This is a genomic window from Pseudomonas sp. JQ36, assembly GCF_053851495.1.
This window is the reverse complement of sequence record NZ_CM132642.1, coordinates 4,756,344-4,773,350: the sequence shown is the minus strand read 5'-3', so window position 1 is coordinate 4,773,350 and position 17,007 is coordinate 4,756,344. Positions and strand designations below refer to the sequence as shown.

Sequence of the window (17,007 nt, the reverse complement as noted above, 5' to 3'; positions counted from 1 at the left end):
GGTTCAGAACTCGTTCTGCAAGGCTTTGTAGCCGCGCACCAGATCGACGTTGGTGCGGGCCACGTCTTCGGAAAATTCCGAGGCGCTGACACTCACTGGCGGGAACTGCGAAAGGTCGGTGTGGGGGCCGATACGGGTGGTGGAGGGCACGTAGAACGCGTCCGGCAAATCGCGGCCATCGACCACCGAGTTGTGCCGCACCACGCAGCCATCACCGACCACGCAATTGAACAGCACGCTGTTGAAGCCGATGAACACCCGGTCGCCGACCACGCACGGGCCATGCACGATCGAGCGGTGAGCGATCGAGGTGAACTCACCGATGGTTACCGCCGCGCCGGATTTGGAGTGGATTACCACGCCGTCTTGGATGTTCGAATTGGCGCCGATGGTGATCGGCTCCATCGTGCCCGAAGCGTCTACCTCATCGGCGCGTATCACCGCGTAGGGGCCGACGAAGACGTTCTCGCCAATGACCACCTTGCCACAGATGATCGCGGTTTTATCGACGTAGGCCGACTCGGCAATGTGCGGCAGATCGCCGGAAGGATTTTTGCGGATCATGGCTGGCTCAGTGCGTCATAAAGGGTGTTGAGGTTGTATGCGAACAGTCCGGTAAAGGTGCTGGCCGGGCCACTGGCGGCGAGGGCATCGGAGTACAGGGTGCCGCCGATGTGTGCGCCGCTTTCCTCGGCGATCTGCTTGAGCAGGCGTGCGTCCTTGATGTTTTCCATGAACACCGCTTTGACCTTGGCCTGACGGATCTGAGTAATCAGTGCGGCGACTTCGGCAGCCGAAGGTTCACGCTCGGTGGACAGACCTTGCGGTGCCATGAAGTCGATGCCGTAGGCCTGGCCGAGATAACCGAAAGCATCGTGGCTGGTGACGATCTTGCGATTGCCCGGTGGCAGCGAGCCGAGCTTGGCCTTGGCTTCGGCGAGCAGGGTGTAGATCTGTTTCAGGTAGGTCTGGCTGTTGCGTTGGTAATCGGCCTTGTTCGCCGGATCGGCGGCGATCAGCGCCTTGGTGATGTTGGCGATGTACAGCTCGGTGTTTGCCAGGTTGTGCCAGGCGTGCGGGTCGGGAGTGGTCTCGCCGTCTTCCTCCAGCGAGCGTGGTATCACGCCATGACTGGCGCTGATGACGGGGGATTTGGTCTCGGTGCTGGTCACCAGGCGATCGAGCCAAGGCTCGAAACCGAGGCCGTTCTTGATGATCAGTTTGGCTTTGAGCAGCGCTTTCGCGTCGTCCGGTGTCGGTTCATAGGTGTGCGCGTCGGCGCCCGGGCCCACCATGTTGGTGATCTGTACATGCTCGCCACCCACCTGGTGAACCATGTCGGCGAGGATGCTGAAGCTGGTGACCACCGGTAATTTTTCCGCCGCCGACAACGACATCGACAGCATCAGGCTGAACAACACGAGTAGAGCGCGCATCGGGAAACACCTCATTGGGATGTGAGCAAAGGCGGGCGGCGTAGCAAACCGTGTACCGGTCCGAACACCACGGACAGCAGATAACCGATCCCCGCGACCAGCACGATCGCCGGACCACTGGGCAGCGAGTAGTAGAACGAGATCAGCAATCCGCACCACACCGAGAGGCAGCCGATCAGCGCCGAGATGGCAATCAGGCTCGGCAGACGACGACTCCAGAACCGTGAAGCGGCGGCGGGCAGCATCATCAGACCAACCACCATCAAGGCGCCGATGGCCTGGAAACCGATCACCAGATTGAGCACCACCAAGGTCAGGAACACGCCGTGAGCGAGAGGGCCGAGGCGGCTGACGGTTTGCAGGAATAACGGGTCGAGGGTGTCGAGCAGCAGCGGTTTGTAGATGAGCGCCATGGCAATCATGCTGAAGGCCGAGACCCATAACATGCCGTTGAGGGTCGGGCCGTCGACGGCGAGCGCCGAGCCGAACAATAAGTGCAGCAAGTCGAGTCGCTTGCCGGCGATGCCAAGAATCAGCACGCCACTGGCGAGTGAGATCGGGTAGATCGCTGCGAGACTGGCGTCTTCGCGCAGACCGGTGCGACGGGTAATCCAGGCGGCTATTCCGGCCATGCTCAGGCCGGCACCCAGACCACCGAGGGTCAGCGCAGGCAGACTCAGACCGGCGAACCAGAAGCCCAGCGCCGCCCCGGGGAGGATGCCGTGGGCGACGGCGTCACCGATGAGGCTCATGCGCCGCAGGATCAGAAACACCCCGAGCGGCGCTGTGCTACAGGCCAATACCAATCCGCCGAGCAGCGCTCGGCGCATGAACACGAACTCGCTGAACGGGTGCCAGAGGTGGGCGACGGTGAGCATCAGGCCACCTGCATATTGGGTGTTTGCTGGATCAGTTCGGCACTGAGGCCGAACACGCATTCGCGGTTTTTGATCAGCAGTGTCTGCGGGATGTGTTGGCGGACGGCGGTGAGGTCATGGCAGACCATCAGTAGTGTTCGTCCTTCGGAGTGCCAGGCATGGATGTGTTGCCAGAGTAACTGCTGGCCCAGTTCATCGAGTGCGGCGTGGGGTTCATCGAGCAGCAGCAATGGGGCGTCGGTCAGACTCAAGCGGGCGAGCAGCGCGCGTTGCAATTCGCCACCGGAAAGGGCCATCAGCGAACGTTTTTCCAGTCCGCTCAAGTGCCAGTTTTCCAGTGCGTTGGCCAGCCGTTTTGCGCGCAGTTGGGTCGACAATCGACGACCCCAGAAACCAGCGGCCACCAGTTCTTCAAGGTTGATGGGGAACTGGCGGTCAAGGTGTTGCTGTTGCGGCAGGAATGCCAGGCCGCCCTGACGTGGAACACCCAGTGCGAGTTTTCCCGATAACGGTTTCTGCAATCCGGCGATGACTTTCAGCAGGCTGCTTTTACCGCAGCCGTTGGCGCCGATGATGGCGCTGAGGCTGCCGTTTTCCAGCGAGAGGGTCAGTGGCGAAGTCAGTGGTTGGCCGGGTGCGCCCCAACTCAGGGTGTGGCAACGGATCATGTGAGTTCTCGGTGCCAGTGGCTTTCAGCGACAGCGTCGTGGGCGTGCAGGCTTTCGGCGTGGATCACTCGCAGGTGGAAGCCACTGACCCCGGGGGAGCGACGCAGGGCCAGATTAAGTCGTCGCGCAGCGTCTTCGCAGAACATCAGGTTCTGTCCATTGGCCAGAGCGAAGGCTTGTTCGTCGGCGCGTTTCACAGCGGTTTGTACGGCGGTGCCGAGCGCCGCTTCGGCGTCATTGATGATTACGCTCAGCGGTAGCTCATCGATGAATCCGTCGAGATGCATATGCAATTGCGCGGTGCTGCGTTGGCTGTGCGGGGTGGCGATAATGCCTTGGCTTGATCCTAGCCAGGCCAAAACTTCGGCATGTTGCAGTGGCTTGTTGGCGAAATCATCGATGAATTGCTGTTGAATCAACTGCCGCGCCAACGCTGCTGAGCAAGGGCAAGTTGAGGAGTAGGGCACTTCTATTTTCAGTTCCACGTGGAACACTTTGTTTTTCAGGCTCGCAGAAATGCTCACTGGGTAGCTCTTCCAACCAGCCAGAGGGCTGACTAACGCGGGCCTTTTCAGCAACACTTCGCAGTGAATATTCAGGTAGGCGCTGTTGGATAAGCCGTCATGGCTGGCCAGAAAGTCCTCGAGTACTTCGCGCAATCTGGCAGGTGAGAGGTTGTGCCGTTCCAGTGCTGCCAGTGCCAAATACAGACGTGACATGTGGATGCCGCGCGCCTCGCCATCGTCGAGGCTGACGCCCGCATCAGCCTTCGCATTCAGGCGTTGGCCCTCCAGTAAAACGGGTAACGCAATGCCGCGCATTCCCACCCACTCGAGCGGCAGTGCTTGTCGAGCGGCTTGCGTGGCGATATCCGGAAGTGTCAGCGAATTCATGTTCGGGACCATCGTGTTGATTAAATTGAATGTTACATTATAACAATTCAAATCTCGATGCCTTTTTCATGAACGGGTTTTCATATGCACCGACGTCATCTGCTCAACCTACTTCTGGCCAGCACGGCTTTGGCTTTTCCCTTCACTGTTTCGGCTACGCAAATTCGCAATGCGCGCCTCTGGCGTTCGGATGACAAACTGAGATTGGTGTTCGACCTCAGCGGTCCGGTGCGCTACAAAACCTTTTCGCTGAGCGCTCCAGAACGTTTGATCATCGATCTTTCCGGAGCTGGTTTGAGTGGCGATTTCAGTCAATTGGCGCTGGCTGATACCGCGATTCGTGCCATTCGATCAGGGCACTTTGGTCAGGGTGACACACGGATCGTTCTTGATCTGAACAATCCAGTGTTATTCAACAGCTTTCTTTTGGCGCCTCAAGATGGCCAAGGACACCGCTTGGTGCTTGATCTGGTAAACGCCAAACCGGTATCTAGCCAAGCAATGGTTCCACGTGAAACACCTTCGAATCTGGCTCACCCCAAGCGCGACATCATCGTTGTCGTTGATCCCGGACACGGCGGGAAAGACCCAGGTGCAGTCGGCGCCAAGGGTGAGCGGGAAAAGGATGTGGTGCTCTCCATCGCGCAATTGCTCGCCAAACGCCTGAAAAAGGAGAAAGGCTTCGACGTCAAACTGGTGCGCAATGACGACTTCTTCGTGCCGCTTCGCAAGCGTGTGGACATCGCTCGCCAGCACAAGGCCGACATGTTTATCTCGGTGCACGCCGACGCGGCACCGCGTCTGACGGCGTCGGGAGCCTCTGTGTATTGCTTGTCCGAAGGTGGTGCGACGTCAGCGACTGCACGCTTCATGGCGCAGCGGGAGAACGGCGCGGATCTGCTGGGTGCGACCAGTCTGCTTAATCTCAAGGACAAGGATCCGATGCTCGCCGGGGTGATCCTCGACATGTCGATGAACGCTACCATCGCCGCCAGTTTGCAACTCGGCAGTACCGTTCTCGGCAGTCTGGCAGGCATTACCACACTGCATCAAAAGCGCGTGGAACAGGCAGGATTTGCCGTGTTGAAGTCGCCGGACGTGCCGTCGATTCTGGTGGAAACCGGCTTCATTTCCAACGCCCGCGACAGCCAGCGACTGGTCACGCCTCGACATCAGCAAGCCGTGGCGGATGGTTTGTTCGAAGGGCTGCAGCGTTACTTTCAGAAGAATCCACCGGTCGACAGCTACATCGCCTGGCAGCAGGGGCAGCAAAAAGCACGGGTTTAGCAGCCGGTGATCCGACTGCAGGTGAACTTGGCGCTACTGCCGCCAGAGCTGGAAAAGCGATTGATCGTCGTCCAGCCGACGCGACGGGTGTAACCAACCCAGGCTTCCCCGTCAGAGGCGATCCCGGTGAAGAACGTCAGTTGGCCGAAGCGACTGTTGGTCTGTGCCCAGTAGCGCTTGCCGTCTTTTTCAAAGCCACGCAGGTAAATCGTGTTGCCCACGGTGTTCACGCTGTAGGCATTGCCATGTGCATCAATGCAGGCCAGCAGATTGGCACTGCGTGTGCAGTTGGCGAGCGCGGGAATTTGCCCCCAGGCGTTGGCGCCCGACAGCAACGCGAGACTCAGCAGCGAGCATTTCAGGGCATCTTTCATCGCGGTTCCCGATGGGCGGACTGCGTACAGCTTCCTGCTCTTTATCATTTCGGACAAGAGCGGGACTGGCTTATTCACATTGTTATACTATAACATAAAATTGAATTGAGCCTGAGCTCGCCGATTTCAAGCGTCTGCTTCTGCCATATCGCTGTTTTGAAGCTCTAGAACGCGGTGCGCTACGCCAAACCAGGCAAAAGCGTACATCGGCCACCATCTGATGAGGATTATCCAATGTCACGCCAGCTTCCAGTGACCGTTCTTTCGGGCTTTCTCGGCGCCGGAAAAAGTACACTTATGAATTACGTACTACGTAATCGAGAAGGCTTGCGCGTTGCTGTCATCGTTAACGATATGAGCGAGATCAATATTGATGGCAGCGAAGTCCAGCGCGATGTCAGCCTTAACCGTGCGGAAGAAAAACTGGTGGAGATGAGCAACGGTTGTATTTGCTGTACGTTACGGGAGGATCTGCTCGAAGAAGTCAGCAAACTCGCCCGCGAAGGTAGATTCGATTACCTGCTCATCGAATCCACCGGCATTTCCGAGCCGCTACCGGTCGCTGAAACGTTTACCTTCCGCGATGAACACGGTCAGAGCCTGGCTGACGTCGCGCGGCTCGACACCATGATCACGGTAGTCGACGGTGTGAATTTCCTCCTCGACTATCAGGCTGCCGAGAGCCTCGCGTCCCGCGGCGAGACTCTGGGCGATGAAGATGAACGCTCGATCACCGATCTGCTGATCGAACAAATCGAGTTCGCCGACGTACTGCTGATCAGCAAGATCGACCTCATCAGCCGCCAGGAGCGCGAAGAGCTGATGGCAATCCTCAAACGCCTCAACGCCGAGGCGGAGATCATCCCGATGGTGATGGGCGAGGTGCCGCTGGAGAAAATCCTCAACACCGGGCGTTTCGATTTCGAGAAAGCCGCTCAGGCCCCGGGCTGGTTGCAGGAATTGCGCGGTGAGCACGTGCCCGAAACCATGGAATACGGCATCGACTCGACGGCCTACCGCGCACGCCGCCCGTTCCATCCGCAGCGCTTTTTCGACTTCATCGATCGCCCATGGCCGAACGGCAAACTGCTGCGCTCCAAAGGCTTCTTCTGGCTCGCGAGCAAACCCTGCGACGCAGGCAGTTGGTCGCAGGCCGGCGGTTTGATGCGCCATGGTTTCGCGGGTCGCTGGTGGCGTTTCGTGCCGAAAAATCAATGGCCGCAGGATCAGGAAAGTACTGCAGCAATCATGGAAAACTGGACACCGAGCGTCGGAGATTGTCGTCAGGAGCTGGTATTCATTGGCCAGAACATCGACTTCGTACAGCTCAAGTCGGAGCTCGATGCCTGCCTGCTGACTGACGAAGAAATGGCCGATGGCGTAGACGGTTGGCGCAGACTGCCGGACCCGTTCGGCCCTTGGCACGAAGAGGCCGCCTGATGCTTGCGCTCAAACTGCAGCAAAACCGGGCGTGCCATCAGCATCAGGGGACGACGCCGAAAACGCTGACGCGGATCCTCGAAGACGACGTCAATCTCGCGGTCTGGCAGCGTCAACTGCCGCTGCACATCGCCGATTTCGCAGAGTTGCTGCTGTCGCTCAACGAGCCTTTGGCGGAAGCGCTGTGCATCGAATTGCCGAATGAGGACGCCGACCCTGATCTGCAAGGATTGGCCGCCGGGTTCCGTGATCTGCAAGGCTACGAAGGCTTCATCGCTGACCTGCAATGGCTGGTGAGTGCCTTCGCCTGTCTATTGGGGGCACGGCGTATCGGCCTGCGCCTGCGGGTGTTGGACAAGGCCATGTGCCCACGCTTCCATGTCGATCATGTGCCGGTGCGCTTGATCACCACCTATGCCGGGATTGGCAGCCAATGGCTCAAAGAGGGCGTGATGGATCGCGAGCAGTTGGGCCAGGCCAACGCCGAGCCACACGGCATGAGCCAAATCCAGCAACTCAAGCGTGGTGATGTGGCGCTATTGAAAGGCGAGAAGTGGCACGGCAACGAAGGCTTCGGCCTGATTCATCGCTCCCCGCAACCGGCGCCGGGTGAGCGACGGCTGCTGTTGACCCTCGACTGGCTCGGCTGACGGCTCAAGGCTTGAGCCACTTGCCCTGGCTCTGGCCTTCGCAGTACGGCTGTAAATACGCTGCGTCGGAGGCGACGCCGTAATAGTGGATATCCTGGCGATAGGGCATATTGGCGACTTGCGCGTTGCTGCACGCGCCGAACGCGCCGCTCGGGCATTGATCGACGTACTGCACCTCGACTTTCTGCCCGGCCAGGGTCGGTTGGCAGAAGCCGTCGCTGAACAGCTTCTCGGGAATATTGCGGTTCTGCTGGCAGACTTTAACGTCGAGCCGCTCACCCTGGCTGTGCACCACGCAAGCCTGGGCCCATGCTTCGCTCGACAGCAGCATCAACAGCAACGACCATCCCATCCAACGCATGTCCAATCCCCTCAGAAAACGCCCAGTCATGTTGCAGAACATTCCTACTCATGTCATCGCCGGCCCTTTGGGCGCAGGCAAGACCAGCCTGATTCGCCAGCTCATGGCCCAACGGCCGGAAGGCGAGCGCTGGGCGGTGCTGATCAACGAGTTCGGTCAGATCGGCCTCGATGCTGCGTTGCTGACCCGCGACGCCGATGGTATCGCACTGGGCGAAGTCGCCGGAGGGTGTCTGTGTTGCGTGAATGGTGCGCCGTTTCAGATCGGCCTCGGCCGTTTGCTGCGCAAGGCCAGGCCGGATCGGCTGTTCATTGAGCCGTCCGGGCTGGGCCATCCGGCGCAGTTGCTCAAGCAGTTAAGCGAAGCGCCGTGGTTGGGTGTGCTGGCGCTGCAGCCCTGTGTGTTAGTGCTGGATGCCCAGGCGCTGGCCGCCGGGAAAGCGTTGCCGCCCGCTCAGCAGGAGGCTTTGGGTAGCGCCGGTCTACTGTTGCTGAACAAGGCAGAAAGTCTGGATGAGGCCGCGCGGCAGACCATCGCCGAGCGTTTGCCGGCAGTCAAACTGATCTGGACGCAGCAGGCGCAACTGCCTTTACGCGAGTTGCCGGGTGTGGCGGCGCAAGCAATGGCGGGTGTGGATAACCTCGTCGTACCGCAGGGGGCGGGATCGATTCCAGCGATCTGGAGCGATCCGGCCGTGCCGATCTGCCTGAGTCAGGCACAGGAGGGCGGTTGGAGCATCGGCTGGCGTTGGCACCCGGGACAGACGTTCGATACGCAACGTCTGAACCAATGGCTGAGGAGCCTGGATTGGCGGCGGGCCAAACTGGTTATCCACAGCGCACAGGGTTGGGTGTCGGCCAATGCCGTGGATAACACTGAACTGGATTGGCAACCCAGCGAGTGGCGGCGGGATTCACGTATAGAACTGATCTTTGCCGATGCGCAACGTATCGATGATTTGCAGTCAGGCATGGCGCAATGCCGGATACCGGCGGGTTAGCTCAAGGCTTCCACTTGGTGTGTTCCTGACGCCACTGGCTCAGTTCGATCACTTCGGCCCGCGGACGAGTGACCTCGACCACCGGCGGCGTGTCGTCGAACGGCGCCGGGTAGGGCGCCAGCTCGATCTGCGCACTGTGCGCGCCAAACTGGGTGATGGTGCCGTTGTGTCGGGTTTCGCCGGTCACGGTGAACTCGAAGTTATAGACCCGGGCCAGGCGCCGCCGTCCGCTCGCATCCTTGATCAGACCGATTTTTTTCAATGCGACGTTACCGTCCAGCAGTTCGACGCCGACGTTGATGCAATGCTGCTTGACCCGCTCCAGCGCCCGCTCGCGCAAGCCGTGGTTGTGCCATAACCATGCGCCGGCAGCGGCGAACAGCATCAGCACGAAGATGTTTTCGAGGGTCAGCATCAACAGGAAACTCCAAAAGATAAGCTCAGCTTAACTGCGTCGCCGGTCTGTCGTACAGGCTGTGTTTCGTCGCATACTGCGCGGCTTGAATTTCAATCGTTTTACGGAATAACCCGAATGAAACGTACGCCTCATCTGCTCGCCATTCAGTCCCATGTGGTCTTCGGCCACGCCGGCAACAGCGCCGCCGTGTTTCCGATGCAGCGGGTCGGGGTGAATGTCTGGCCGCTCAACACCGTGCAGTTTTCCAATCACACCCAGTACGGGCAGTGGGCCGGTGAGGTGCTGGCGCCGCACCAGATCCCCGAACTGGTCGAAGGCATTGCCGCCATTGGCGAACTGGGCAACTGCGACGCCGTGCTTTCCGGTTATCTGGGTAGCGCGGCGCAGGGCCGGGCGATTCTCAGTGGCGTCGAACGCATCAAATCGGTCAATCCAAAGGCGTTGTACCTGTGCGACCCGGTGATGGGCCATCCGGAGAAGGGCTGCAGTGTGCCGGCCGAAGTCAGTGATTTCCTCTTGGAGGAAGCAGCTGCGGTGGCGGACATCATGTGCCCTAACCAACTGGAGCTGGACAGTTTTTCCGGGCGCAAGCCGCAGTCGCTGTTCGACTGCCTGGCGATGGCTCGGGCGTTGCTGGCGCGCGGGCCGAAAGCGGTGTTGGTCAAGCATCTGGATTATCCGGGCAAGCCGGCGGATGGTTTCGAGATGTTGTTGGTGACCGCTGATGAAAGCTGGCACCTGCGCCGTCCGCTGCTGGCGTTTCCGCGTCAGCCGGTGGGCGTGGGCGATCTGACGTCCGGTTTGTTCCTGGCGCGGGTGCTGCTCGGCGACAGTCTGGTAGCGGCGTTTGAGTTCACCGCCGCGGCGGTGCATGAAGTGCTGCTGGAGACCCAGGCCTGCGCCAGTTATGAGCTGCAACTGGTGCGTGCGCAGGACCGGATTGCGCATCCGCGGGTGAAGTTCGAGGCAACGGCGATCAGCCTGTAAGACTACATTACGTCCATTCGCGAGCAAGCCCGCTCCCACGTTCGACTGCATTCCCATGGGAGGACTGCGATTCAATGTGGGAGCGGGCTTGCTCGCGAAGGCGATCTGTAAAGCAACATCATTCCAAAGGTCAGGCGTCGCCCTTGATCTCCTGATAACGCTTTTCCAACTCCTGACGAATCTGCCGACGCTGCTGGGCCTGCATATAGCGACGCTTGTCTTCACTGTTCTGCGGTTGCAGCGGCGGCACGGGGGCCGGTTTGCGCTGGTCATCCACCGCGACCATGGTGAAGAAGCAGCTGTTGGTGTGGCGCACCGAGCGCTCGCGGATGTTTTCGGTCACCACTTTGATACCGACTTCCATCGAGGTGTTGCCGGTGTAGTTGACCGACGCGAGGAAGGTCACCAGTTCGCCGACATGGATCGGCTCGCGGAAAATCACCTGATCCACCGACAGCGTTACCACGTAGCGGCCGGCATAGCGGCTCGCGCAGGCGTAGGCCACTTCGTCGAGGTATTTGAGCAGGGTACCGCCGTGGACATTGCCAGAGAAGTTGGCCATGTCGGGGGTCATCAATACCGTCATCGACAGTTGGGCGTTTCCGGGTTCCATAACGTTCTCACGGATCAAGGCTGGATGGCTGGACGCACCTCTGCGGGTGCCTGGTGGCTTTTTCAAAAGCACCGTTATCGGGACGCCAGACGACTGTCTGCCGTCACGCCGGCGCCGATCTGTTTCCTTATATTGCACCGCCTTCCAGCCGGAAGTCGCGGTGTTAACCTGCAAAAGGCCCTGTCCAAGGGCAATTCCTACACGAAAAGCGGATTTTTACTCAACTCGCTCAGACCTATCTGAAGTCTGACGGCGGGTCACGTCATACAAGGAGCCCACACCATGCATGCCATCAGCTTTATTCAGGACCTGGCAGTGATCATGTTGGTCGCAGGTGTGGTCACCGTGCTGTTTCACCGTTTCAAGCAGCCGGTGGTGCTCGGCTACATCGTCGCCGGTTTCATCATTGGCCCGCACACACCGCCGTTCGGCCTGATCCACGACGAAGAAACCATCAAGACCCTCGCCGAACTGGGGGTGATCTTCCTGATGTTCTGTCTCGGCCTGGAATTCAGTCTGCGCAAGTTGTTCAAGGTCGGGGCCACGGCGTTTATTGCGGCGTTCCTCGAAATCGTCCTGATGATCTGGATCGGCTATGAAATCGGCCGTTGGTTCGACTGGAACACCATGGACTCGCTGTTCCTCGGCGCGATTCTGGCCATCTCCTCAACCACCATCATCGTCAAGGCGCTCAACGACCTGAAGATGAAGAACGAGCGCTTCGCGCAGCTGATCTTCGGCGTACTGATCGTCGAGGACATCCTCGGCATTGGCATTATTGCCCTGCTGTCGAGCATCGCGGTCAGCGGCACGGTCAGCTCGGGCGAAGTGTTTTCCACGGTCGGCAAGCTCTCGCTGTTCATGATCGTCGCCCTGGTGGTGGGCATTCTGCTGGTACCGCGTCTGTTGGCGTATGTCGCCAAATTCGAAAGCAACGAGATGCTGCTGATCACCGTGCTCGGTCTGTGCTTCGGCTTCTGCCTGCTGGTGGTCAAGCTCGAATACAGCATGGTGCTCGGCGCCTTCCTGATCGGCGCGATCATGGCCGAGTCGCGGCAGTTGCTGAAGATCGAACGCCTGATCGAGCCGGTACGCGATCTGTTCAGTGCAATCTTCTTCGTCGCCATCGGCCTGATGCTCGATCCGATGATCCTGTTGCAATATGCCTGGCCAATCGCGGTAATCACCGTGGCTGTGGTGCTCGGCAAGATGTTGTCTTGTGGCCTCGGCGCCTTTATCGCTGGCAATGACGGACGCACCTCACTGCGTGTCGGGATGGGGCTGTCACAGATTGGCGAATTTTCCTTCATCATCGCTGCGCTCGGGATGACACTGCAGGTCACCAGCAACTTTCTCTATCCCGTTGCAGTGGCGGTGTCGGTGATCACCACTCTGCTGACGCCGTACCTGATCCGCGCGGCCGATCCGCTGTCGATCAAGCTCTCGGCGGCGGTGCCCAAGCGTCTGGGCCGGGTGTTCGGCATGTATGGCGAATGGCTGCGCAGCATTCAGCCGCAAGGCGAGGGCGCGATGCTGGCGGCGATGATCCGACGGATCCTGTTGCAGGTCGGGGTCAATCTGGCGCTGGTGATCGCGATCTTCTTCAGCGGTGCGTTCTTCGCCGGGCGGCTGTCAGTGTGGATGCAGGACTGGATCGCTGATCCGAGCTGGCAGAAGGCATTGATCTGGGGCGGGGCACTGCTGCTGTCGCTGCCGTTCCTGATCGCCGCGTATCGCAAGCTCAAGGCGCTGTCGATGCTGCTGGCGGAGATGGGCGTGAAGCCGGAGATGGCCGGGCGGCACACGCAGCGAGTGCGTCGGGTGATCTCCGAAGTGATCCCGATTCTCTCGCTGCTGGTGATTTTCCTGCTGCTGGCAGCCTTGTCGGCCAGTATTCTGCCGACCAACAAGTTGCTGGTGCTGGTCGCCGTGGTCGCGGCCGCCGTGGCGGCGCTGCTCTGGCGGTGGTTCATCCGCGTGCACACGCGGATGCAGGTGGCCCTGCTGGAAACCCTCGACAATCACAAGGAATCGTCGGGGCACTGACCGGCCGGGGCGTCTGGCGAATCAGCTTTCCAGCCAGACGTCCCGCGCCCAGTGCCACACGGATTCCCAGGTTTCTTCGGCCAGCAGCTCTTCTTCCGCCTGCCACAGCACCACGGTGCCATCTTCTTCGACACAGTAGTAATCGTCGCCGTCCTGACAGATCGGGATCAGACTGCGATCCACACCGACGTCCCAGGCATTGGCGGCAACATCCGGCAAGTAGGTGTGGGATTGTGGATCGGTAACGGTTACCGGTTCGAGGCTGCCGTACACCACATCGCTGACGGTCAGCAAAAACTCTTTGAAGACAAACGGAATGTCGATGAACAGTTGTTCTTCGATTTCGACCAGCAAGTCTTCGTCAGGCAACTCCAGTGGAACCGGTACGGGTTCGTTGGCTTCGCGCAGTTGTTCGATGATTTCTTCCACGTCCGGGATCCTCTTGCTTGAATGGCGCGGTTTATATGGGCCGGTTTATACAGTAGCTCGCTATAGATGCAACCGCGAAATAGAAAACCCCAGCCGAGGCTGGGGTTTTTATTACTGCATGCGTAGCGCAGAGGGATCAGCCGTTCTGGCGGATACCGGCAACCAGCCAAGGCTGGTTCTCGCCCTGTGGACGTTCCATGTTCCAGCTTTCGCTGAACACTTCGCCCTGGTCGAAACGCGAGGTCTTCGACACACCGCTGAAGGTCAGGGTGGCGATGGTCTTGTCGGCACGATCATCCACGCCGTCCAGTTGTACCTGCAGATTGTCGATGTAGGTCGACTGGAAGCCTTCGCCCAGATCCGCACGCTCACGCTTGAGGAAGTCGAGCATCTGCGGGGTCACGAACTCGGCGATCTTGTCCATTTCGTTGGCGTCCCAGTGCTGCTGCAGCGACTGGAAGTGGCTGCGCGCAGCTTCAAGGAAGTTCTGCTCGTTGAACCACGCCGGCGCATTGATCACCGGACGAGCGGCAACCGGCGCGGCCGAACCACCGAAGATCGAACCCATGGCAGCAGGTTTCTGTTCGAACGCTTCACGCTGCATCGGCGCGCCGGCCGGAGCCAGATGCTCCTGCTGCTTGCGTCGACGAGCGGCGATGAAGCGGAAGATCACGAACGCGATCACGGCCATGATCAGAATGTCGAAGATCTGCATGCCCTGGAAGCCGCCGCCCATGAACATGGAAGCGAGCAGGCCACCGGCGGCGATACCGGCCAGAGGGCCGAGCCATTTCGAAGCGCCACCGGCCTTGGCCGCGGCACCGGCAGCGCCGGCTGCACCAGCGGTCGCTGCGGCGCCGCCCATGCCTGGGGAAGAAGGAGCCATCTGGCTGGTCTGGTGCGTCGGCGCAGCGCCGGCACTTTTGCCACCACCAAAGCGCTTGGCGTTGGCGTCGAGGCTCATCGTCAGGCCGATGCACAACGCCATGGCGATGCTAAGAAAACGTTTCATAAAGGGAATTCCCGTTTGTGGAGACACGCGCGCCATGTTGCACAGCTGAAGTGTTACTGGCTAGCGAGAGAGTGTTTCGGGCTTTTGCCTGACAGGTTACGTTCAGCTCCGTCGAAGCAATAAGGCCATGTACTTTTGTCTGTAGGAAAATGCGATAGGTTCAGCGGGAAACAAGCCGACACAAATCCTGTGGGAGCGGGCTTGCTCGCGAATGCGGTACTTCAGTGACATTTATGCCGACTGACAACACGCCTTCGCGAGCAAGCCCGCTCCCACATTGGTCCTGCGTTAAATTGCTTCCAGTTTGGCGTACCCCAGCATCAGCCACTTGCTGCCTTCGCTGAAGTTCACCTGCACCCGCGCCTGCGCGCCTGAACCCTCGAAGTTGAGGATTACACCGTCACCGAAGATCGAGTGGCGCACGGCCTGACCGAGGCTGAAGCCGGTCTCCGGAATCTCACTGCCGCTGAACAGGTTGCTGCCGCTCATTGATTGGTTGCCGCCGAACGGTCGGCTGACGCTGTTCGACAGGCGCACTTCCTGAATCAGACCCTTCGGCACTTCACGGACGAAACGCGAGACCTTGTTGTAGGTTTCGCTGCCGTACAGGCGCCGGGTTTCAGCATAGGTCATCACCAGATTCTGCATGGCTCGGGTGATGCCGACGTAGGCGAGGCGGCGTTCTTCTTCCAGACGACCCGGTTCTTCCAGGCTCATCTTGTGCGGGAACAGGCCTTCTTCCATGCCCACCAGGAACACGTAAGGGAATTCCAGGCCTTTGGCGCTGTGCAAGGTCATCAGCTGAATGCTGTCTTCGTGCTCGTCGGCTTGAGTGTCGCCGGCTTCCAGCGACGCGTGGCCGAGGAATGCCGCCAGTGGCGTCAGCTCTTCGTCTTCTTCGGTGGTTTCGAAGTTGCGCGCGGCGCTGACCAGTTCCTCAAGGTTTTCCACCCGGGCCTGGCCTTTCTCGCCTTTTTCCGCTTCGTGATAGGCGATAAGCCCCGATTGCTCGATGACGGTCTGCGTCATCAAGTGCAGTGGCATCTCCATGCACTTGGCGGCAAGGTTCTCGATCAGCTCGATAAATGCACCCAGCGCACCGGCAGCACGACCGGTCAGGCCTTTATTGGCGACCAGTTGGCGCATCGCTTCCCACATCGACACATCGCTGTGGCGAGCATGGTCGCGGATCGCTTCGACGGTTTTCTCACCAATGCCACGGGCCGGGACGTTGATTACCCGCTCCAGCGCAGCGTCGTTGCCACGGCCTTCGAGCAAGCGCAAGTAAGCCATGGCGTTCTTGATTTCCGCGCGCTCGAAGAAGCGCTGGCCGCCATAGATGCGGTACGGAATGCGCTCACGGAGCAAGGCTTCTTCGAGAACGCGCGATTGGGCGTTGGAGCGGTAGAGAATCGCGATATCGCTCCGAGCCAGGCCGGTTTTCAGCGCGCTTTCGATGGTTTCGACAACGTAGCGTGCTTCGTCGTGTTCGTTGAACGCGGCGTACAGGTTGATTGCTTCGCCGTCGCCGCCGTCGGTCCACAGCTCTTTGCCGAGGCGTCCAGTGTTGTTGGCGATCAGGGCGTTGGCCGCCTTGAGGATGCCGGCAGTGGAGCGGTAGTTCTGCTCCAGACGAATGGTCACCGAATCCGGGAAGTCGGAGGAGTACTGATGAATGTTCTCGATTTTCGCCCCGCGCCAGCCGTAGATCGACTGGTCGTCGTCGCCGACCACCATCAGGCTGTCGCCGCCCTTGCCGAGCAGGCGCAACCAGGCGTACTGCACGGCGTTGGTGTCCTGGAACTCGTCGACGAGGATGTGGCGGAAGCGCTTCTGATAGTGCGCCAGTAGACCCGGATGATCGCGCCACAGGTCGAGGGCGCGCAGCAGCAGTTCGGAGAAGTCGATGACGCCGGCGCGCTGGCAGGCTGCCTCGTAAGCTTCGTAAATGCCGCGCATGGTCGCCAGGTACAGGTCGCCGCTGGCCTGAATGTGTTGCGGGCGCAGACCTTCGTCTTTCTGCCCGTTGATGAACCACTGGGCCTGACGGGCCGGCCAGCGTTGCTCGTCCAGCCCCAGCTCGCGGATCACCCGCTTGACCAGCCGCTGCTGGTCGTCGCTGTCGAGAATCTGGAACGTCTGACTCAACCCGGCTTCCTGCCAGTGCGCCCGCAGCAAGCGGTGCGCCAGGCCGTGGAAGGTGCCGACCCACATGCCGGCCGGGTTGATACCCAGCAACTGCTCGATGCGATGACGCATCTCGGCAGCGGCCTTGTTGGTGAAGGTCACCGACAGGATTGAGTGAGGCGAGGCGTTTTCGACCTGGATCAACCAGGCGATACGGTGCACCAGCACTCGGGTTTTACCGGAACCGGCACCGGCCAGGACCAACTGACGGCCAACGGGGGCTGCTACGGCCTGGCGTTGGGCATCGTTGAGGGAGTTCAGCAGAAGGGAGAGATCATCGCGCATCGGGGCATTCTAGGGTGCGCCGCAGGCCCGGGCAAACCGAGCT

Annotated in this window: 18 protein-coding genes; 6 read left to right on the top strand and 12 right to left on the bottom strand. The window is 59.9% G+C overall.

Features of this window, described 5'->3' with window-relative positions:
• Nucleotides 1-3 precede the first annotated feature (3 nt).
• The 5 genes from ACS4NR_RS21570 to folE2 are packed head-to-tail and all read right to left on the bottom strand — an operon-like array spanning nucleotide 4 to nucleotide 3,875.
• Nucleotides 4-564 (bottom strand): gamma carbonic anhydrase family protein, encoded by a 561-nt coding sequence (locus ACS4NR_RS21570; protein ID WP_115986409.1) that lies wholly within the window; start codon nucleotides 562-564, stop codon nucleotides 4-6.
• Nucleotides 561-1,436 (bottom strand): metal ABC transporter substrate-binding protein, encoded by an 876-nt coding sequence (locus tag ACS4NR_RS21565; protein WP_456018287.1) that lies wholly within the window; start codon nucleotides 1,434-1,436, stop codon nucleotides 561-563. The genes ACS4NR_RS21570 and ACS4NR_RS21565 overlap by 4 nt, the downstream gene beginning before the upstream one ends.
• A gap of 11 nt (nucleotides 1,437-1,447) precedes the next feature.
• A complete protein-coding gene (locus ACS4NR_RS21560; RefSeq protein WP_456018286.1) occupies nucleotides 1,448-2,314 on the bottom strand; it encodes a metal ABC transporter permease in 867 nt (288 codons plus the stop codon).
• Complete coding sequence (locus tag ACS4NR_RS21555; protein WP_456018285.1) at nucleotides 2,314-2,982, bottom strand: metal ABC transporter ATP-binding protein; 669 nt, start codon at nucleotides 2,980-2,982, stop codon at nucleotides 2,314-2,316. Before ACS4NR_RS21555 ends, ACS4NR_RS21560 begins: the two co-directional genes overlap by 1 nt.
• Complete coding sequence (gene folE2, locus ACS4NR_RS21550; protein WP_456020404.1) at nucleotides 2,979-3,875, bottom strand: GTP cyclohydrolase FolE2; 897 nt, start codon at nucleotides 3,873-3,875, stop codon at nucleotides 2,979-2,981. The genes ACS4NR_RS21555 and folE2 overlap by 4 nt, the downstream gene beginning before the upstream one ends.
• 84 nt (nucleotides 3,876-3,959) lie before the next feature.
• Here folE2 and ACS4NR_RS21545 point away from each other — a divergent pair, with 84 nt between their 5' ends.
• Entirely contained in the window at nucleotides 3,960-5,162 is a 1,203-nt protein-coding gene (locus tag ACS4NR_RS21545; RefSeq protein ID WP_456018284.1) for an N-acetylmuramoyl-L-alanine amidase, read from the top strand.
• Here ACS4NR_RS21545 and ACS4NR_RS21540 read toward each other — a convergent pair.
• Nucleotides 5,159-5,536, bottom strand: coding sequence for a glutamine synthetase (locus ACS4NR_RS21540; RefSeq protein ID WP_456018283.1), 378 nt, complete (start codon nucleotides 5,534-5,536; stop codon nucleotides 5,159-5,161). The two genes, ACS4NR_RS21545 and ACS4NR_RS21540, sit on opposite strands and share 4 nt — an antisense overlap.
• A gap of 234 nt (nucleotides 5,537-5,770) precedes the next feature.
• Between ACS4NR_RS21540 and zigA the strand changes: the two genes are divergently transcribed.
• Together zigA and ACS4NR_RS21530 are read left to right on the top strand one after the other, a co-directional pair.
• Nucleotides 5,771-6,976 (top strand): zinc metallochaperone GTPase ZigA, encoded by a 1,206-nt coding sequence (gene zigA / locus ACS4NR_RS21535; RefSeq protein ID WP_456018282.1) that lies wholly within the window; start codon nucleotides 5,771-5,773, stop codon nucleotides 6,974-6,976.
• On the top strand, nucleotides 6,976-7,626 hold the full coding sequence (locus ACS4NR_RS21530) for a DUF1826 domain-containing protein (protein WP_456018281.1): 651 nt from the start codon (nucleotides 6,976-6,978) through the stop codon (nucleotides 7,624-7,626). The genes zigA and ACS4NR_RS21530 overlap by 1 nt, the downstream gene beginning before the upstream one ends.
• Nucleotides 7,627-7,630: 4 nt before the next feature.
• On the opposite strand, the gene ACS4NR_RS21525 is transcribed toward ACS4NR_RS21530, so the two are convergent.
• Complete coding sequence (locus ACS4NR_RS21525) at nucleotides 7,631-7,987, bottom strand: NADH:ubiquinone oxidoreductase (protein WP_456018279.1); 357 nt, start codon at nucleotides 7,985-7,987, stop codon at nucleotides 7,631-7,633.
• 28 nt (nucleotides 7,988-8,015) lie between these two features.
• Between ACS4NR_RS21525 and ACS4NR_RS21520 the strand changes: the two genes are divergently transcribed.
• The gene (locus ACS4NR_RS21520) at nucleotides 8,016-8,987 is read left to right on the top strand and encodes a CobW family GTP-binding protein (protein WP_456018278.1); all 972 of its coding nucleotides are present in this window, start codon (nucleotides 8,016-8,018) and stop codon (nucleotides 8,985-8,987) included.
• A 1-nt stretch (nucleotide 8,988) separates the two neighbouring features.
• On the opposite strand, the gene ACS4NR_RS21515 is transcribed toward ACS4NR_RS21520, so the two are convergent.
• Nucleotides 8,989-9,402, bottom strand: a complete 414-nt coding sequence (locus ACS4NR_RS21515) for a DUF3301 domain-containing protein (protein WP_204893980.1) — start codon at nucleotides 9,400-9,402, stop codon at nucleotides 8,989-8,991.
• 117 nt (nucleotides 9,403-9,519) lie between these two features.
• Between ACS4NR_RS21515 and pdxY the strand changes: the two genes are divergently transcribed.
• Nucleotides 9,520-10,392 carry a pyridoxal kinase PdxY gene (pdxY, locus tag ACS4NR_RS21510; RefSeq protein WP_027610337.1) on the top strand — a complete coding sequence of 291 codons (873 nt, stop codon included), beginning with the start codon at nucleotides 9,520-9,522 and terminating at the stop codon, nucleotides 10,390-10,392.
• A 130-nt stretch (nucleotides 10,393-10,522) separates the two neighbouring features.
• Here pdxY and ACS4NR_RS21505 read toward each other — a convergent pair whose 3' ends face one another.
• Complete coding sequence (locus tag ACS4NR_RS21505; RefSeq protein ID WP_041073853.1) at nucleotides 10,523-11,005, bottom strand: acyl-CoA thioesterase; 483 nt, start codon at nucleotides 11,003-11,005, stop codon at nucleotides 10,523-10,525.
• Nucleotides 11,006-11,287: 282 nt separating this feature from the next.
• On the opposite strand from ACS4NR_RS21505, the gene ACS4NR_RS21500 reads away from it, so the two are divergent.
• A complete protein-coding gene (locus ACS4NR_RS21500) occupies nucleotides 11,288-13,051 on the top strand; it encodes a cation:proton antiporter (RefSeq protein WP_007960872.1) in 1,764 nt (587 codons plus the stop codon).
• A gap of 21 nt (nucleotides 13,052-13,072) precedes the next feature.
• On the opposite strand, the gene ACS4NR_RS21495 is transcribed toward ACS4NR_RS21500, so the two are convergent.
• The 3 genes from ACS4NR_RS21495 to uvrD form a co-directional block, all read right to left on the bottom strand.
• Nucleotides 13,073-13,480 carry an SMI1/KNR4 family protein gene (locus ACS4NR_RS21495; RefSeq protein ID WP_095137767.1) on the bottom strand — a complete coding sequence of 136 codons (408 nt, stop codon included), beginning with the start codon at nucleotides 13,478-13,480 and terminating at the stop codon, nucleotides 13,073-13,075.
• A 136-nt stretch (nucleotides 13,481-13,616) separates the two neighbouring features.
• Nucleotides 13,617-14,492 carry a Tim44 domain-containing protein gene (locus ACS4NR_RS21490; RefSeq protein ID WP_166495179.1) on the bottom strand — a complete coding sequence of 292 codons (876 nt, stop codon included), beginning with the start codon at nucleotides 14,490-14,492 and terminating at the stop codon, nucleotides 13,617-13,619.
• 288 nt (nucleotides 14,493-14,780) lie between these two features.
• Nucleotides 14,781-16,964 (bottom strand): DNA helicase II, encoded by a 2,184-nt coding sequence (gene uvrD / locus ACS4NR_RS21485; protein WP_095137765.1) that lies wholly within the window; start codon nucleotides 16,962-16,964, stop codon nucleotides 14,781-14,783.
• Nucleotides 16,965-17,007 lie beyond the last annotated feature (43 nt).

Coding starts and splice junctions, on each gene's coding strand:
- ACS4NR_RS21570 (WP_115986409.1), bottom strand. CDS start 564: ATGATCCGCAAAAATCCTTCCGGCGATCTGCCGCACATTGCCGAGTCG.
- ACS4NR_RS21565 (WP_456018287.1), bottom strand. CDS start 1,436: ATGCGCGCTCTACTCGTGTTGTTCAGCCTGATGCTGTCGATGTCGTTG.
- ACS4NR_RS21560 (WP_456018286.1), bottom strand. CDS start 2,314: ATGCTCACCGTCGCCCACCTCTGGCACCCGTTCAGCGAGTTCGTGTTC.
- ACS4NR_RS21555 (WP_456018285.1), bottom strand. CDS start 2,982: ATGATCCGTTGCCACACCCTGAGTTGGGGCGCACCCGGCCAACCACTG.
- folE2 (WP_456020404.1), bottom strand. CDS start 3,875: ATGAATTCGCTGACACTTCCGGATATCGCCACGCAAGCCGCTCGACAA.
- ACS4NR_RS21545 (WP_456018284.1), top strand. CDS start 3,960: ATGCACCGACGTCATCTGCTCAACCTACTTCTGGCCAGCACGGCTTTG.
- ACS4NR_RS21540 (WP_456018283.1), bottom strand. CDS start 5,536: ATGAAAGATGCCCTGAAATGCTCGCTGCTGAGTCTCGCGTTGCTGTCG.
- zigA (WP_456018282.1), top strand. CDS start 5,771: ATGTCACGCCAGCTTCCAGTGACCGTTCTTTCGGGCTTTCTCGGCGCC.
- ACS4NR_RS21530 (WP_456018281.1), top strand. CDS start 6,976: ATGCTTGCGCTCAAACTGCAGCAAAACCGGGCGTGCCATCAGCATCAG.
- ACS4NR_RS21525 (WP_456018279.1), bottom strand. CDS start 7,987: ATGCGTTGGATGGGATGGTCGTTGCTGTTGATGCTGCTGTCGAGCGAA.
- ACS4NR_RS21520 (WP_456018278.1), top strand. CDS start 8,016: ATGTTGCAGAACATTCCTACTCATGTCATCGCCGGCCCTTTGGGCGCA.
- ACS4NR_RS21515 (WP_204893980.1), bottom strand. CDS start 9,402: ATGCTGACCCTCGAAAACATCTTCGTGCTGATGCTGTTCGCCGCTGCC.
- pdxY (WP_027610337.1), top strand. CDS start 9,520: ATGAAACGTACGCCTCATCTGCTCGCCATTCAGTCCCATGTGGTCTTC.
- ACS4NR_RS21505 (WP_041073853.1), bottom strand. CDS start 11,005: ATGGAACCCGGAAACGCCCAACTGTCGATGACGGTATTGATGACCCCC.
- ACS4NR_RS21500 (WP_007960872.1), top strand. CDS start 11,288: ATGCATGCCATCAGCTTTATTCAGGACCTGGCAGTGATCATGTTGGTC.
- ACS4NR_RS21490 (WP_166495179.1), bottom strand. CDS start 14,492: ATGAAACGTTTTCTTAGCATCGCCATGGCGTTGTGCATCGGCCTGACG.
- uvrD (WP_095137765.1), bottom strand. CDS start 16,964: ATGCGCGATGATCTCTCCCTTCTGCTGAACTCCCTCAACGATGCCCAA.